14 protein-coding genes are annotated in these 15,073 nt (G+C 37.4%); 2 read left to right on the top strand and 12 right to left on the bottom strand.

Annotated elements, in window-relative coordinates:
- The first annotated feature begins 44 nt into the window (after positions 1-44).
- Positions 45-683 carry a carbonic anhydrase gene (locus H6607_05815; protein MCB9261873.1) on the top strand — a complete coding sequence of 213 codons (639 nt, stop codon included), beginning with the start codon at positions 45-47 and terminating at the stop codon, positions 681-683.
- A 5-nt stretch (positions 684-688) separates the two neighbouring features.
- Here H6607_05815 and H6607_05810 read toward each other — a convergent pair whose 3' ends face one another.
- The 7 genes from H6607_05810 to H6607_05780 all read right to left on the bottom strand — a co-directional run bounded on the left by H6607_05810 (position 689) and on the right by H6607_05780 (position 6,887).
- Complete coding sequence (locus H6607_05810; protein ID MCB9261872.1) at positions 689-2,452, bottom strand: arginine--tRNA ligase; 1,764 nt, start codon at positions 2,450-2,452, stop codon at positions 689-691.
- Between the two features lie 6 nt (positions 2,453-2,458).
- Positions 2,459-3,292 carry an SDR family oxidoreductase gene (locus H6607_05805; protein ID MCB9261871.1) on the bottom strand — a complete coding sequence of 278 codons (834 nt, stop codon included), beginning with the start codon at positions 3,290-3,292 and terminating at the stop codon, positions 2,459-2,461.
- Positions 3,289-3,831, bottom strand: a complete 543-nt coding sequence (locus H6607_05800) for a thioredoxin family protein (protein ID MCB9261870.1) — start codon at positions 3,829-3,831, stop codon at positions 3,289-3,291. Before H6607_05800 ends, H6607_05805 begins: the two co-directional genes overlap by 4 nt.
- A gap of 71 nt (positions 3,832-3,902) precedes the next feature.
- On the bottom strand, positions 3,903-4,397 hold the full coding sequence (locus tag H6607_05795) for a hypothetical protein (GenBank protein ID MCB9261869.1): 495 nt from the start codon (positions 4,395-4,397) through the stop codon (positions 3,903-3,905).
- Positions 4,398-4,543: 146 nt separating this feature from the next.
- Positions 4,544-5,575, bottom strand: coding sequence for a hypothetical protein (locus H6607_05790; GenBank protein MCB9261868.1), 1,032 nt, complete (start codon positions 5,573-5,575; stop codon positions 4,544-4,546).
- A 74-nt stretch (positions 5,576-5,649) separates the two neighbouring features.
- Positions 5,650-6,072, bottom strand: coding sequence for a hypothetical protein (locus H6607_05785; GenBank protein ID MCB9261867.1), 423 nt, complete (start codon positions 6,070-6,072; stop codon positions 5,650-5,652).
- A gap of 266 nt (positions 6,073-6,338) precedes the next feature.
- Positions 6,339-6,887 (bottom strand): hypothetical protein, encoded by a 549-nt coding sequence (locus H6607_05780; GenBank protein MCB9261866.1) that lies wholly within the window; start codon positions 6,885-6,887, stop codon positions 6,339-6,341.
- Between the two features lie 82 nt (positions 6,888-6,969).
- On the opposite strand from H6607_05780, the gene H6607_05775 reads away from it, so the two are divergent.
- Positions 6,970-8,853 (top strand): ABC-F family ATP-binding cassette domain-containing protein, encoded by a 1,884-nt coding sequence (locus H6607_05775; protein ID MCB9261865.1) that lies wholly within the window; start codon positions 6,970-6,972, stop codon positions 8,851-8,853.
- A 360-nt stretch (positions 8,854-9,213) separates the two neighbouring features.
- On the opposite strand, the gene H6607_05770 is transcribed toward H6607_05775, so the two are convergent.
- The 5 genes from H6607_05770 to H6607_05750 form a co-directional block, all read right to left on the bottom strand.
- Positions 9,214-9,924, bottom strand: a complete 711-nt coding sequence (locus H6607_05770; protein ID MCB9261864.1) for a YebC/PmpR family DNA-binding transcriptional regulator — start codon at positions 9,922-9,924, stop codon at positions 9,214-9,216.
- Positions 9,925-10,088: 164 nt separating this feature from the next.
- Entirely contained in the window at positions 10,089-11,639 is a 1,551-nt protein-coding gene (locus tag H6607_05765; protein MCB9261863.1) for a T9SS type A sorting domain-containing protein, read from the bottom strand.
- Positions 11,640-11,646: 7 nt separating this feature from the next.
- Positions 11,647-12,891, bottom strand: coding sequence for a hypothetical protein (locus H6607_05760; protein MCB9261862.1), 1,245 nt, complete (start codon positions 12,889-12,891; stop codon positions 11,647-11,649).
- A 2-nt stretch (positions 12,892-12,893) separates the two neighbouring features.
- The gene (locus tag H6607_05755; protein ID MCB9261861.1) at positions 12,894-13,478 is read right to left on the bottom strand and encodes a hypothetical protein; all 585 of its coding nucleotides are present in this window, start codon (positions 13,476-13,478) and stop codon (positions 12,894-12,896) included.
- Between the two features lie 93 nt (positions 13,479-13,571).
- Positions 13,572-15,065: a T9SS type A sorting domain-containing protein gene (locus tag H6607_05750; protein MCB9261860.1), complete on the bottom strand. Its 1,494-nt coding sequence runs from the start codon at positions 15,063-15,065 to the stop codon at positions 13,572-13,574.
- Positions 15,066-15,073: the final 8 nt, after the last annotated feature.

The raw sequence follows: 15,073 nt of genomic DNA, 5'->3' as shown, positions 1-15,073 counted from the left end.
AAACATTTACTCTAAAAATATGTTACAATAAAAATATTAAAAATATGTGGGAGAAAAAATACGATGAAATTTTTGACAACAACCGAGCTTGGGTGGAAGAAATGAAACATAAAGATGCCAACTTTTTTGAGAAATTGGCCAAAGACCAAAGTCCCGACTATTTATATATTGGTTGCAGTGATAGCCGAGTTCCGGCCAACACCATTATGGGGCTTGAACCCGGTGATGTATTTGTGCATCGAAACATTGCCAATATGGTTGTTTCTACTGATTTGAATATTCAAAGTGTTATAGAATATGCCGTTGTGCATTTGGAGGTAAAACACATTGTGGTGTGCGGTCATTACGGGTGTGGTGGTGTAAATGCGGCAATGCAATCAAAAGATTATGGCCTTTTAAACGGTTGGCTCAGAAATATACGCGATGTGTATAGACTGCATCAAAAACAATTGGATGCCTTTGAAAATAAAAAGGAACGTTTTGACCGATTGGTGGAGTTAAACGTGCAAGAACAATGTGTAAATATTATCAAAATTGCTTCTGTTCAAAAAAAATATCTCGAAAACGGATTTCCCAAAGTTCACGGCTGGGTATATGATTTGCGTGAAGGACTCTTGGTGGATTTAAACCTCGACTTTGAAGATATTTTAAAAAATATCCAAAATATTTACGACCTCCATTAAACTCATTACATCCTTTCGGGCATAACAATGCCCAACATCTTGCCACAAACTCTTAACATTTTGGCGGTTGTGTTGGTCAATGCAATTCGTAGTTGAATTTGCTCTTGGGTATCTGCTCTTAAAATGGAACATTGGTTGTAAAACGTGTTGTATAATTTGGCCGTGTCGTATAAATACTGGGCTATCACCGCCGGACTCATTTGTCGTGCTGCCTCTTCAAGCGTTGTATCAAATTGGAAAAAGTGAACCATTAAATCTTGCTCCACTTTTTCCAATTTGCCATCAAAACGAAGTTCGGAAGGCACCTCGACATTTGACAAAATAGACTGACAACGTGCGTGAGTATATTGTATAAAAGTTCCGGTATTTCCCTGAAAATCAACACTCTCTGCCGGATTAAACAATATTTTTTTTGTGGGATCTACTTTTAGTAAAAAGTATTTTAGGGCTCCCATACCCAACGTTTCATAAAGTTTATCTAATTCATTTTCCGACAAGCCATCTGTTTTGCCCTGCTCGGCTGTGCGGGTTTTGGCTGTTTCATACATTTCGTCCATTAGGTCGTCAGCATCTACCACTTTTCCCTCACGTGTTTTTAACTTTCCGGTTGGAAGTTCTACCATACCATAACTTTTATGATAGATTCCATCGGCATACGGACGGCCAAGTTTTTGAAGAATGAGTTGCAAAACTTTAAAGTGATAATCCTGCTCGTTTCCCACCACATACACCGATTGTTTGGCCGGAAAATCGGCATATTTCAAATCGGCTGTACCCATGTCTTGGGTCATATACACACTGGTTCCGTTGGCTCGTAGCAGTAGCTTTTCGTCTAATCCATCGGCGGTTAAATCAATCCAAACACTACCGTCGGGTTTTCGATAAAAAACTTTTTTGGCCAGCCCCTCCTCTACTATTTCTTTACCCAATAAATACGTGTTTGATTCGTAATAAAATTTATCGAACTGCACACCCATTCGTTTGTAGGTAACCTCAAATCCATCATACACCCACTCATTCATTTTTTTCCAAAGGGCAACTGTTTCCGCATCTCCCTGCTCCCATTTTTCGAGCATTTCAGAGGCTTGTTTCATCCAAGTGGTTTGCATTTTGGCCTTTTCTTCATCCATGCCTTCCGCCACCAATTGTGCCGCTTCATCGCGGTTTAGCTTGTCGAACATCACATAGTATTTGCCAATTAAATGGTCACCCTTCATCCCTGCTATTTCTGGAGTTTCGCCGTTGCCAAAGTGCTGATAGGCCAGCATGCTTTTGCAAATATGAATTCCTCGGTCGTTTACCAAGTTTACCTTCATAACATCATGGCCATAATATTCCAAAATTTGGCAGATAGAATATCCCAATAAATTATTTCGTACATGCCCCAAATGCAATGGTTTGTTGGTATTCGGGGATGAATATTCCACCATTATTTTCTCAGGGTTATCGGTGGTTTTGCCCAATCGGTTGGCACTATTAAACCGCGAAAGTTGGCCTATCCAAAATTTCTCAGAAAATGAAAAATTTAAAAAACCCTTTACCACATTAAACGCTTGAATTTCGGGCATCTTTGCTTTTACAAACTCGCCGATTAATTGAGCCGTTTCTTCTGGTTTTTTCTTTGAAACTCTTAAATACGGAAAAACAACAAAAGTGAAATTTCCTTCAAAATCCGGATTGGTATTTTCCAGTTTAATTTGCTCAAAATCAAGTTGTTCGTTAAACAAACTAACAAAAGAGTCGGCAATGCACTTTTTTAATGTAAGTATCAATTTTTATTCGTTTAAAGGTTGGATTCTCAATGGAGAGTTGGGTTCTTTTGCAAATTCTTCAAAAATCTTTTTTGAAATAAAATTGGGGACAAATTTACTTAACCAATAAATAATCTTCCCCTCTTTGGTCAGCACCACAAAGTCTTTTTTCTGCTGAATGGATTGACATAACTTATGGGCAACCTCCTCCGGCTTCATCATTTTTTCTTCGTTTCGAGGAGTTTCGGCCTGCGTTTCTCCACGTTCGTTTAAGGCATTCAGTCGAATATCGGTGGCCGTAAAGCCCGGACAAAACGTTAAAACATGTACACCCGTTTTTAAATTTTCGGTTTTTACACAATCCAAAAATCCGTTGAGTGCGTGTTTAGATGCCGAATATCCGGAGCGACCTGCCAACGACTTAAAACCTGAAACAGAGCTCACCCCTACCAGCATTCCTCTTGATTTTAACAAGTGTGGCATGGCAGCTTGTGTGCAGTACAAGCATCCCCAAAAATTGACATCCATCAACTCTCGAAATACTGAAACGGAGGTATTTTCTACCAAACCTCGCATGGATTTTCCGGCATTGCACACCAACGCGTCTAATCTACCAAAATGCTCAACCGTTTTATCAATTAAATTCTTGCAATCAGATTCTTTTGATATGTCGGTAACTACCACCAAAACGTTGTTTTTTGGGGTACATTTGTTTGCAACAAGGTTTAACTTATCGATATTTCGCGAAGCTAACACCACTTTTGCCCCCAGTTTTGAAATGGCCAAAGCCGAAGCTGCACCTATGCCCGATGAGGCACCAGTGATGATGACAACCTTGTTGTGTAAATCAAATTTCATTTGGGTTCGTTGCCGGGTTTCCATTTAATGGAACACCCAACAGGATTTATTTCAGGAAAATCAACCTCTAAACCGTCTAATGATGCCTCGATGGCATCTTCCAAGTAAACACGGGTTACAGAATGTGGGTTTTCCCACGAGTCGTCTATGGCACCTTTATAAACCAACTCCCGTTTTGAGTTGAACAAAAAAGCCTCGGGAGTTCGCGTGGCACCTAATTTTTTGGTAACGGTTTGGGCTTCGTCGTGTAGATAAACAAAATTAAATTTGTTTTCATTCATCAATTGCACCATGTTTTCAAACGAATCCTGAGGATATTTTTCCGCATCGTTTGGATTTATGCAAACCACCGCCAAATTGTCCTCTTCATAAATGGTGCTAAATCGCTCAATTCGTTTCCAATAGGCATTGGCATACGGGCAATGATTGCAGGTTACCACAATCAATAACGCCGTTCTGTCGGCAAAACTATAATTTGAATATACTTCACCATCTGTGGCTTTTAGTTCGAATTTAAAAAGTTTTTTACCGAGTTCCATTGTCTGAAAATTTTGGGCAAATATAGTTTTTGGGTTCGGGTTTTGAACTTCAAAAGCGGAATGAATTTACTTTAAACCTCCGTTTGATTGATGTAGGTAAGATCCCTCACTCCGGCTTTATTAGGCACCAAAATGTTTTTTTTACCATTTATCTTAATGTTTATTTTCTTGGGAATGTCTTTTTCCTTTGGTGCATATACTGCACACATGGCTTTTCGGGGAATTTTTTTGGCAGATGATTTTATCAATTTGACATTTGAAATTGTTATAGAATCATTTTGTAAAAGGGTTTGAGGTGAAAGTTGAATTTCGATGGGGAAATAACCATAGGCCTCTATTTTTAGCTTTAACTTGCCCGATAGGGTATCACTAACATCAAGCAGGGCACTTTTACCATTTATATTGCTGGCAGAAATACTTCTACCCAAAGAATCCTGAACAATTACATATACTAACCCAAAATCCGCAATCTCCTTATTTTTTATTTTGAATTCGACATGAATAATAGTACACAAACCCTGGAAGGAAAGAACCAAAAAGAAGATAATTGCGATAGTCGATTTCATGTTTAAAGCCATTTTAAAATTACCAGTCAATGATAATTTTCAATTATACTTTAAAGTGTGCTATTTATAAAAACAAAAACCACCATTCACTTGCTGTAAATGGTGGTTTCGATAAGTGTTACCTGAAGTGGTAAAACTCGATTTCTTTATTTCGTATATGTAACAATTTTAGACGACGATACAATTTCTCCGTAACTATTTTTAACAATCAAATAATATAAAAATGCACCGTGCGAATCAATCATTTCATTGAATTCGATTTTGTTTTCACCCGAATCGATGTTGCCCGATTTGATGGTTTGCCCAAGTGAGTTATTTAACTCGTATGTTCCATCAGTATTGCTTTGAACATTTAGTATTCGATCATTTAAAGGGTTGGGATAAATACTAATTTGGTCGTTATTTGAATTCAAACCCCATTTTACACGAACAATTTCTGACATTGTAAAGTCATCGTTGTAGTCAATTTGTTTTAGCTGGTAATAGTAGGTTGTACCAACTACCACATCATTATCTACATAAGAATAGGTTTGCTTTGAATTTGCATTTCCATTTTTTGAAGGCACAGACACCAAAATTTCCCAATTACCTTTATCTGTTGATCTAAATATCTGAAACTTTTCATTGTTCATTTCACTGGCTGTTTCCCAGGTTAATTCAATTGAATTTTTTAATGGCTTACCATTGAACGACAGCCACGTTACGGGAAGAGGTAAACCGCAAGCACTCCCTGAGTAAATGGTGTACAACCCCGTATTTGAATAAGATCCTGAGCTACCCGAATTATCGACAATAATACAATTGGCAGGATCGATATTGAATGTAATGTTACCTGTATTGGAAAAATCACCACCATTTGATATATGAATACCCTTTGCTCCGGCATTATAGCTTCCAGAAACAACGGGAATACCAACGTGAATTAATCCATCATTAATAAACGTTCCATTAATATCTATGGGGTAAATGTTTCCAGTTCCAATTTCTGCGGTTATTTCACCAGTGCTATAATTGTGCAACGTACCACCTCCTTCTACGACCACCTTGCCCGTAGAACCGCTGGCCGTTGAGGTTACCGTACCGTAGTTGGCCATTGTTCCTCCAGCTCTAATCAGAATACCGTCCATGTTAGCCGTAGATCCACTAATTGTTGTAAAATATCCTTCTTCTACCACCACGTTTTTTTCAATTAATAAAACACCATCATTGGTAAAATTGCTGGGAATAGTGCCATTTCCAACATTTAAGTTTTTTAACTCATATAGCCGCCGTTTGTTACTTCGGCACCGCCGCTACCTGAGCTTGTTAAACCATAATTTAAATCGCTAAAAATTACATTAGCCTCATTTACCAATGTGGCACTATCTCCCATTCTAACGATTGCCGCTCTAAACGTATCAGCACTTGTGCTATTTGGGTCAGGAATAATCGTCAAACTGCCATAGTCATCAACATCAATGGGGTTTGAACTCGTTATTGACACATTGCTGTAAATTTCTACGGTGGTATTGAATATAACTTTTTCAGAACCTCCTGGTATTCCACTCGGAGACCAATTTGACGCAGTGTTCCAAGCGGAATCTGTAATTGGACTAGTGCTTCCTACCCAAGTTTTCGCTGCGTACGAAATATAGGTGGTTAATAATAAAGTAAAGAAAATAAAAATTTTGTACATGTTATTATAAATTTATGAAAATTAGGAAATAAGAAAATGTGGGTACGGAATGTACCAAAAAAATGGATAAAAAAATTTTTGTATTATTCTTGACCAACATTGCATTCTATAATTTAACGTTCCTTATAGCGAAACTTTATTCTGCTATAACGTTAAATTATGGACAAAATTAACTCTTTTTTGAGAACTCATTTTATTGGTCACCAGAAATTTATCATGTTGTGGTAAATTAATAATTAGAAAACATCTCCATAAAAAGACTTTGTTTATCGTTTAAAAACCTTTCTCAAATATGGAATAAGTTGTCGAGCCTCTTCTGTGGTGTTTGCTTGTTGAAATCGACCATCCATAAGCAATAGTTGATTGCGGTACATTTGTTTTTGTTCATCCCAATGATAACAACTTAAAGTAGTTGTAGAGTAAAAGTACACCTTGGGTATATAAAGTTCGGTCATTAACCCGTCAATAGTTGCCTCAATGAGTTTTACCTTTTCCTTCAATTCAGTTGTATCAATTTCCCAGACAAGGCTGCATTTATCATAATTTGAGAAAAGGTCTTCTTTTGAAATGAACCCTCCTTTTTCATTGTTCCAATCAAGGTCATTTTCTGGCCATTCAGCTGACACAACCTTCCCATCTTGGGTAAGTAGATAACGTACTTCATTGTTGATTATACCATATCCCGTTATGCTGCACTCGAACAATATTTGTGGACTCAATTCCATAGGGAGAATTTGGGGTTGGAGAGCAATATCCTTTTGGCAGCCTAAAAGTGTGGTAAAAAAGGCAAACAACATGACCAATTGAGCTTTCATAATCATTTTATTTTTTAGAAATGACACGGAAATAGGTAATAGTTGCAAGAAAACAACAAAATTACAAGTCTATCTTTGCCCCATGAATTATCTTTCGGTAGAAAATTTAGAGAAAAATCTCGGAGAAAGAATCCTTTTTACAGGGCTAAACTTTGGCCTTAGCAAAGGTGATAAAATGGCGTTGGTGGCCAATAACGGTACCGGAAAATCAACCATGCTTAAAATTATTGCTGGAAAAGATATTGCCAGCAATGGAAATGTGGCGTTTCGAAATGGAATTCGTGTGGGGTATTTGAGCCAAGAACCGGAATTTGATGAAAATACCACCATCGAAAATTTGATAAAAACGGCCAATTCTGATTTGCTCGAAATTATTTCAAATTACCACGCTGCATTGGACGAACAGGCAGCCGATTATAACAGTCAAACCCAACGAGCAGCAGATGAAGCCATGGCCAATATGGATAAGTTTAACGCCTGGGACTATGAACGTAGATTGACCGAAATTTTAACAAAATTTGAAATAATAGACCAATCACAATTAGTGTCGAGCCTAAGCGGGGGGCAGAAAAAAAGACTGGCTCTGGCGTTGGCATTGTTAGACGAACCCGATTTGTTGATATTGGATGAGCCCACAAACCATTTGGATGTGGGTATGATTGAGTGGCTCGAAAACTACCTGAGTCGGTCAGGTTTAACCCTACTTATGGTTACGCACGACCGATATTTTCTTGAAAATGTGTGCAATACAATCCTCGAATTGCACCACGGGAAACTCTATACACACGAAGGAAACTATTCTTTTTTTCTGCAAAAAAGGGCAGAACGAGAAGAAGTAAACCGCATAGAAATTGAAAAAGCAGGAAAAAAAGTAAAAACGGAGATTGACTGGATTCGGAGAATGCCGAAAGCCCGTGGAACGAAATCGAAATCTCGCATACAACAGTTTTACGACACAGAGGCCAAAGCTAAAAGTGGCGTTCGAGAGGCAGAACTAAATCTTCAGGTAAAAATGAGTCGAATTGGCGGCAAAATTTTAGAACTCAAAAAAATCTACAAAAGCTATGGCGAAACCAAAATTATCAAGGGTTTTGACTATACATTTAAAAAAGGTGAACGCATTGGAATTGTTGGTCCAAATGGCGTTGGCAAATCCACTTTTTTAAATATGATTTGTGGACTTGAAGCGGCAGACAGCGGCAAACGAAATGTGGGAGAAACCGTGGTTTTTGGCTACTACAACCAAATGGGCTTGGATTTTAAACCCGAAATGAAAGTAATTGACATTTTGAAAGAATACGCCGAAGTGATTGAGCTGGGTGATGGCAGCAAACTAACGGCAAGCCAGTTTCTTAATCATTTTATGTTTCCGCCTGCCATGCAACACAACCCAGTGAGTAAATTGAGCGGTGGCGAAAAACGACGACTCCATTTAATGACTGTTTTAATCAAAAATCCTAATTTTCTGATTTTGGATGAGCCCACCAACGACCTTGATTTGTTGACTTTAAACAAATTGGAAGATTTTCTGCTTCAATTTGGCGGATGCCTAATTATCGTCTCACACGACCGATATTTTATGGACACCTTGGTAGATCATCTTTTTATTTTTAAAGGTGATGGCGAGATAAAAGATTTTAATGGGACTTATGCCGATTATCAAGACTGGCTGGAAACGGAAGAGCTAAAAAACAAAACCACTTCTGAGGAAAAAGCAGATTGGAAAGCCGAACAAAAAAATGCTCAAGTTAAAACTAAATTAACGTTTAAAGAACGGTTAGAGTTTGAGAATCTCGAAACAGAAATTGCAAACTTAGAGCTTGAAAAAACGGAAATTGAGTCTTTCTTAACTTCCGGTAATAATGACTATGAGCTACTTCAACAAAAATCAAAACGCATTGAGGAAATTATAGCTTTATTAGAAGAAAAAGAAAATCGTTGGTTGGAGCTGTCGGAGTTTGAATAAGGTTGGAAAGTTAGAGAATTGGACGTTTAGTTGATTCGAGTTTTCTATGTAAACGTTTTTCATACTTTACTTATTTGTTTTACCACAAAGGAATTGAGTTTTTTCACAGTAGTCATGGAGTTTGTTTGCATTGGCTGCGGTGAACCAATCAACTTTTGAGATGCTTCTCTTTGCTCTGACCCGATAGCTATCGGGTGACGAGGTTGTTTTACCGTCATGCAGAGGCCTGCCCGATGAATCTTTTTACTGAGACGAACTGCGTTCTCCGTGGTATTAATTTTTTACCACAGAGGCACAGAGTTTTTCGCAGAGGTCTCAGAGTTTATTTATTCGCAGTGGCAAAGTGGTTAAAACATTAACCTACAAATCGGCGTTGTGAAACACGTTTTGCACGTCTTCGTCTTCTTCCAGTTTTTCTATCAGACTGTTAACTTCTTCTTTTTGTTCATCGGTCAATTCGATGGTGTTGTGCGGAATTCGTTCTTTATCCACCGATACGATTTCAATGCCCATAGATTCTAGCCCTTTTTGCATGTTTCCAAAATCAGCAAAGGCAGTATAAATAAGCGTTTCGTCCTCAACTTGCTCAATTTCTTCGCAACCAAAATCTATCAATTCCAATTCTAATTCTTCCAAATCTCTTGCTCCCAACTCGATTTTAAAAATGCATTTGCGATCAAAGTTAAACTCCTGCGAACCACTGGTGCCAAGCTCTCCCCCATTTTTCTTTAAGATGGCTCGAATGTTTGCCACTGTTCGGTTGATATTGTCTGTGGCCGTTTCAATCATTATTCCTAAACCATAAGCTCCTTTGGCTTCATAAAGCACTTCTTCGTAGCTGCTGCTGTCTTTGTCGGAAGCACGTTTTATGGCCGCATCTACACGGTCTTTGGGCATATTTTCCGACTTGGCATTTTGTATGGCCATTCGCAACCGTGAGTTGTTGGCGGGGTCTGCCCCACCTTCTTTTACGGCCATGGCAATTTCTTTTCCTATTCTGGTAAACGTTACGGCCATTTTACCCCAACGTTTCATTTTTCTGGCTTTTCTAAATTCAAATGCTCTTCCCATGCCGCAAAAATAGGGTGTTAATAGATTATTTTGAAGTTGAAAATTGGTTCAATGTTGGTGAGGATTACAATTTTTTCTGCCGCAGGCTTAATATTCTTAATTCCTGAATGGTTAAAACTCTTTGTTCTCACTATTAATCTCGTTGTTGCCAACTTTATTAATTGCTATATCTTCACAACCTTCCCTCTAAATACACCCGAATCGGTTTTAATTTCTAACGCATATATTCCTGATTCCAAATTGGAAACATCTATTTTGTCGTTTTCAAAAATCAATGCTGTTTGCCGCCCATCCAACGAAATGGCGGTAATTTCATTCACTTTTTCTTCGATGTCGAAGTTTATAAAATCAGTAGTTGGGTTGGGGTATAGAAAAACGCCCGATTCCATTTCTGTTTTGCCAATTTTGGATGTTAGTCGGTTGATTTCTTTACCAGGGCTTGCCATAGCAACATACTGCGTTCTGCCATACGCTTTATTATTGCATATATGGCTTAAAACGGTATTGCCGAACTCTATTTCGTAACGAAAAGTTCCAGACATATAAAACCTATTTTTTGAATCAATGCAAAAATCATCCGACCCCAGACAGTAGCTGGTATAACTCGGTGAAATGTAATCTCCCGTAGGTTCACCATTTAATGGATTCAGCTTTACGGCAACGCTCGAAGTCCCTCTATAAGGAAACACTCGTTTGCCTGCCACCAAACCCGTATTTGAGTAATAGCTCCAAGGATTTCCATCGGCATCAAATGCGGCAGAATTGCCTAAATATTTAGACCATTTGCATTGATAAGTTGAATCAATGTAAAGTAGCTTGTGAACTTTGTTTGCCGATTCGAGATACAATATCATGAAGTCGCCATTTGGTTTAAAAACAATGTCAAACGATGTTCCTTTCATATCTGGAACATCTCCGGTAAGTTGAATATTTTTTATCTGGTTCAGTTTTGAATCGAAAACCCTGATAACATCACTCCCGAAGCTAAGCGAAAAATATTGATTTTCGAAAGGATTGTAAATAAATTGAGGTATAGAATAATTGAACGTTTTTAATAATTCGTCGCCTTTCAAAGTATGTTTTACCACATCAAATTGATTCGGCCAAAGCCCTGGCTTTGAATACAAAAAACTTGCCGAATCACCTTGTGTTAAGTTATTTACATACCAAGTGGTATCAATCAGATTGCCATTTAAGTCGAACGAAAATACTGCACCAGATGTTCCCTGCGTGCGGATTTTTTGGCCACTAAAAATTATTTCACTTCCGGTAGGGCATAAAACCAATGAGGTAGATGTTTTTGCATCTACAAAAAGTTCGAACGACATACCTTCCCAAATTCCGGCAGTGACAATGTCTTTGCACCAAACCAACTGACCCGTAGAGTCCAATTTTAGCAGGTAAAATGAATATCCGGCGTTGGTTATAAATGGATTATTTTGCGTAAAGGTATTAGAATTTGTAGTGTTGGCCGCCAATGTATAATCCATACCCGTACTAACTTGTATTAAACCCAACAGGTAAACATTTCCCATACTGTCAATTTTCATGCATTTGGGGCCGGAACTATAATCTAAACCCGTCGGAAAATTGACTATTTCCGGAGGGCATGAATAATTGAGAGTAGCCCATTTCCAACTAACAGGAGTTATAAAATTTTGACCATAAGCTAATGTGCCTCCCAGAAAAAATAAGATGTTTAAAAATATTTTCATTCGATTCTTAGATATCTTTTGTATAGAAATACATTTCATACTCATTGGTTACCATTAAGTACAGCTTATCGTTGTTGAAAAATACATCTACGATTCCACCTCGTCCTTCCTTAAACTGTTTAAAATCAGGTAAATCAATAGAAGAAGAATTTTTTCCATCATATTTTTTTATTCCAAAAGGCGAGGTTGTTGTGATGAGTGTTCCTTCATTATTCGTACTCATTCCAATCCATTTTTCTTTAGCAGCCGATTCAGGATATGAATAGTTTGAATTGGTCTTTAAAAGAAATTTATCTCTGTCAACTTCAATAAATTGTGTTTTGTTATTTGTAAAACCCAGCAGCATAAAGAGCCGATTTCCTTTTCGCACAAATAATGAGTTTGAAAGGTCTGTAGAGGCATCTCCATCTGAAACTTCTGCAACGGCCAAATTGTGCTTTGGAATGGCTCTATGCACCGGTCCCGAATAGTCTCCGAGTTTAACATTTTCAAGCCCTGGCAGACTTTTGAACAGCGAAAGTGAACGATATGGGGTTGTGCCAATTACCGCAACAAAGGTCAAAGTGCCATCATTTTCTACCAAACCGGCCACATGGGTATTATTTTGTATCTCATCAAGTGTTATTGGGTATTGATCTCCTTTGTATAGCGGTTTTAGAAGAAAATAATTACCTAAAAACCCATTCTCTTTGCTTAGGTCGTACGCTTGCTTTTTCCATAAGGATAACGCTCCATTTGATATACTATAAATATTCAATTGCTCTTTTTGATACTTAGGTTGTATTGCACTAACTTTTAAATTAGAATTTGTACTAAGACCCAAAATCATAGAGATATCATCCTCAAACACCCCTTCAGTTCTAACGGCTTTGATTTCTTGCGAAGACGTTGTTACCGCACTATATGGGAAGATGTTCACATTTATTGGTTCTAATAAGTACTTCGAACCATTTTTATTGAAAATCAGTCTATATACACGCTGAGTTGTTGGGTAATCATTTGGATCGTTGGTTTGAAAGATGATATCTGTTCTATCATCGAAAGTATTTCCGTATAATAGTTCAAATCTAATGAATAAAAGAGGATTAACTGTTGGGAAATTAATATTGCTACTTCCGACATACTTCCAACCGTTCAAATTTGTATGAAACCCAGTTGTCGTAGGTTCAGGGTCTTCCACCTTCTCATCTTTACAAGAAGTTAATAGGGCAACAAAGGACAATAGAACTATTGAGTTTCGAATTATTCTCATTTCTAATATTTTATGTTAATCAATACATCATTAAGCTCTGCTTTGCTCACCCCAAAAGAAGGAATTGTCTTGGTACTGTCGCTACGCTCAAAATACAGTTTACTCATTTTTCCTTTCATTATGTGTTGGTCGTAAACATCTTTTGAATATGAATAGTCATCTATTTCTACATCAGATTTTATCGCCAGTAATCCTGTTCCATTTGGATTTCCGTCCCAAAACACCACAATTGCTTTGTCGTAACCCGAGCGTATGCTTCCACCGGGCAAAAAGTCAACTTTCCCGGATGCAGTATAGTTTCGTTTAAAATCATACGATTGGTTTACATAAAATGTCATTCCTATTATACTATTTGGATTTTCGGAAGCATAAAGTTTTAATAGGCCTTTGGGAACACCATTGCCATTCGAGTCGCGATAAACGGTATTCTCGGCAAGCTCTTTCGAATAGACGATAAAGGTTCTCTTAACACCCTTTGGGTCCGTAAACTGAATACAATTTTCGCATGAAACTTCCGGCTCTTTTGGGTCGTCATTACATCCCCAAATCCCGACTATTGCAATAACTAAATAAAAATATTTGTTCATAAAAGAATTGACCAATTTCTGTAACAAATTTATGGTAAACTCAATTTACCAAAATTCTATAATTTTTCGACCAAACAGCTAATTAATCGCTTGTCACAATTTCACAACCTTCCCTCTCAATACACCCGAATCGGTTTTTATTTCTAGCACATATATTCCTGATTCCAAATTGGAAACATCTATTTTGTCGTTTTCAAAAATCAATACCGTCTGTCGGCCATCCAACGAAACGGCCGTAATTTCATTCACTTTTTCTTCGATATCAAAGTTTATAAAATCAGTGGTCGGGTTGGGGTAAAAATTAATATACTCTGAAATATCGTTTATTCCACTCCCGTCAAATCGCCACATTTTAGCACCCAATTCACACTCGCCAGGTATGTGGAGATATTGTACACCGTAATCATCATAAACCTCGAATGGTGATGAGGGTTTAGTTTTCCTTTGTCCGCTAAAATTAAAACCCGAAACATATCCAACATTCTCCATAAATTGATTTGGCGTTTGATGCCAATTCATTTCATCAACTCGAGGTAAAATAAATATTGTATCATTCTTGAAAAAATAATCACCCATGTATTGATTAAAGTGATTTAGAATCTGTTTGTTGCACGGGCCAAAATAGCTCCAGCATTGACAAAGGCCTGTATAATTAAAATTAGTGTCTTTTCTACCGGGAATATATTCATTCGAACGATAAAAATCGGCTGATTTAAAGCTTACCGTTTCGTCTGAATAGCTTTCCTTATTAAATGTATGCTCATAATGATTAGTTACAAGCATTCGTTGCTCTTTTCTATAAAAAGTATCGTAATACTCTGTATTCGACCAAATATTATAGAAAACCATATAATTATTTGTAAGATTTTGAAACTCATGCACGATGGTGCCTGCCTTGGGTTTACTAAATTCTAAAACAGATTTAGGATGGTATGGAAGAATATCAACAGAGCTTATTTTATCTAACGGCCTTTTATTTCTTACAATTTCATAAAACACTGGAGATTTTATAACTCCATATTTTTTCGACACTTTCATGGGCAATACTTTGGTTTCCAATCCAGTATTAGTCAACCTTTCAATTGTTAATCCAATCGTTGCTATTGAATCTCCATCTTTTTCCATTAGGTTTAAATTTTTTGCCAGTATCGTCAAAGAATCCTTTTGATAAACTGTCCAGCTTGCGGTAACACTTTCAGGATTCAAGAAAACCAATGTATCATTAAACGAACTTGATTGTGGTTGAAAAACTAAAAGAGTATGTTCCGAAGTTTTTATAATGTGATTTCCAAAATTTGAATTACCGTTATATGTGGCCACTGGCTCAGGCCAATAAAAGTGAGATTCAAATATTGTAAGCCTGGAATATTGCTCCAACTTTATAATTGTTGTGTCGTAGAGTGTTTTATGTTCCTTAAAATCAACTCCTGTCAGTAAATTTCCAAGACTATCGTACTCAAGAAACTCATTTTGTTGAAACGGATTCACATACACTCTCATACTATCGAGTGGAAACATTTGCCAATTTTGGGCAAGACCTAAATTGACAGCCAGAACCAAAACAATAAACAATACTTTTCTTTTCATATTCACCT

This window comes from Flavobacteriales bacterium (assembly GCA_020635395.1).
In the GTDB taxonomy this organism is placed as follows: Bacteria; Bacteroidota; Bacteroidia; order NS11-12g; family UBA9320; genus UBA987.
This window is presented reverse-complemented; position numbering and strand designations above follow the sequence as displayed.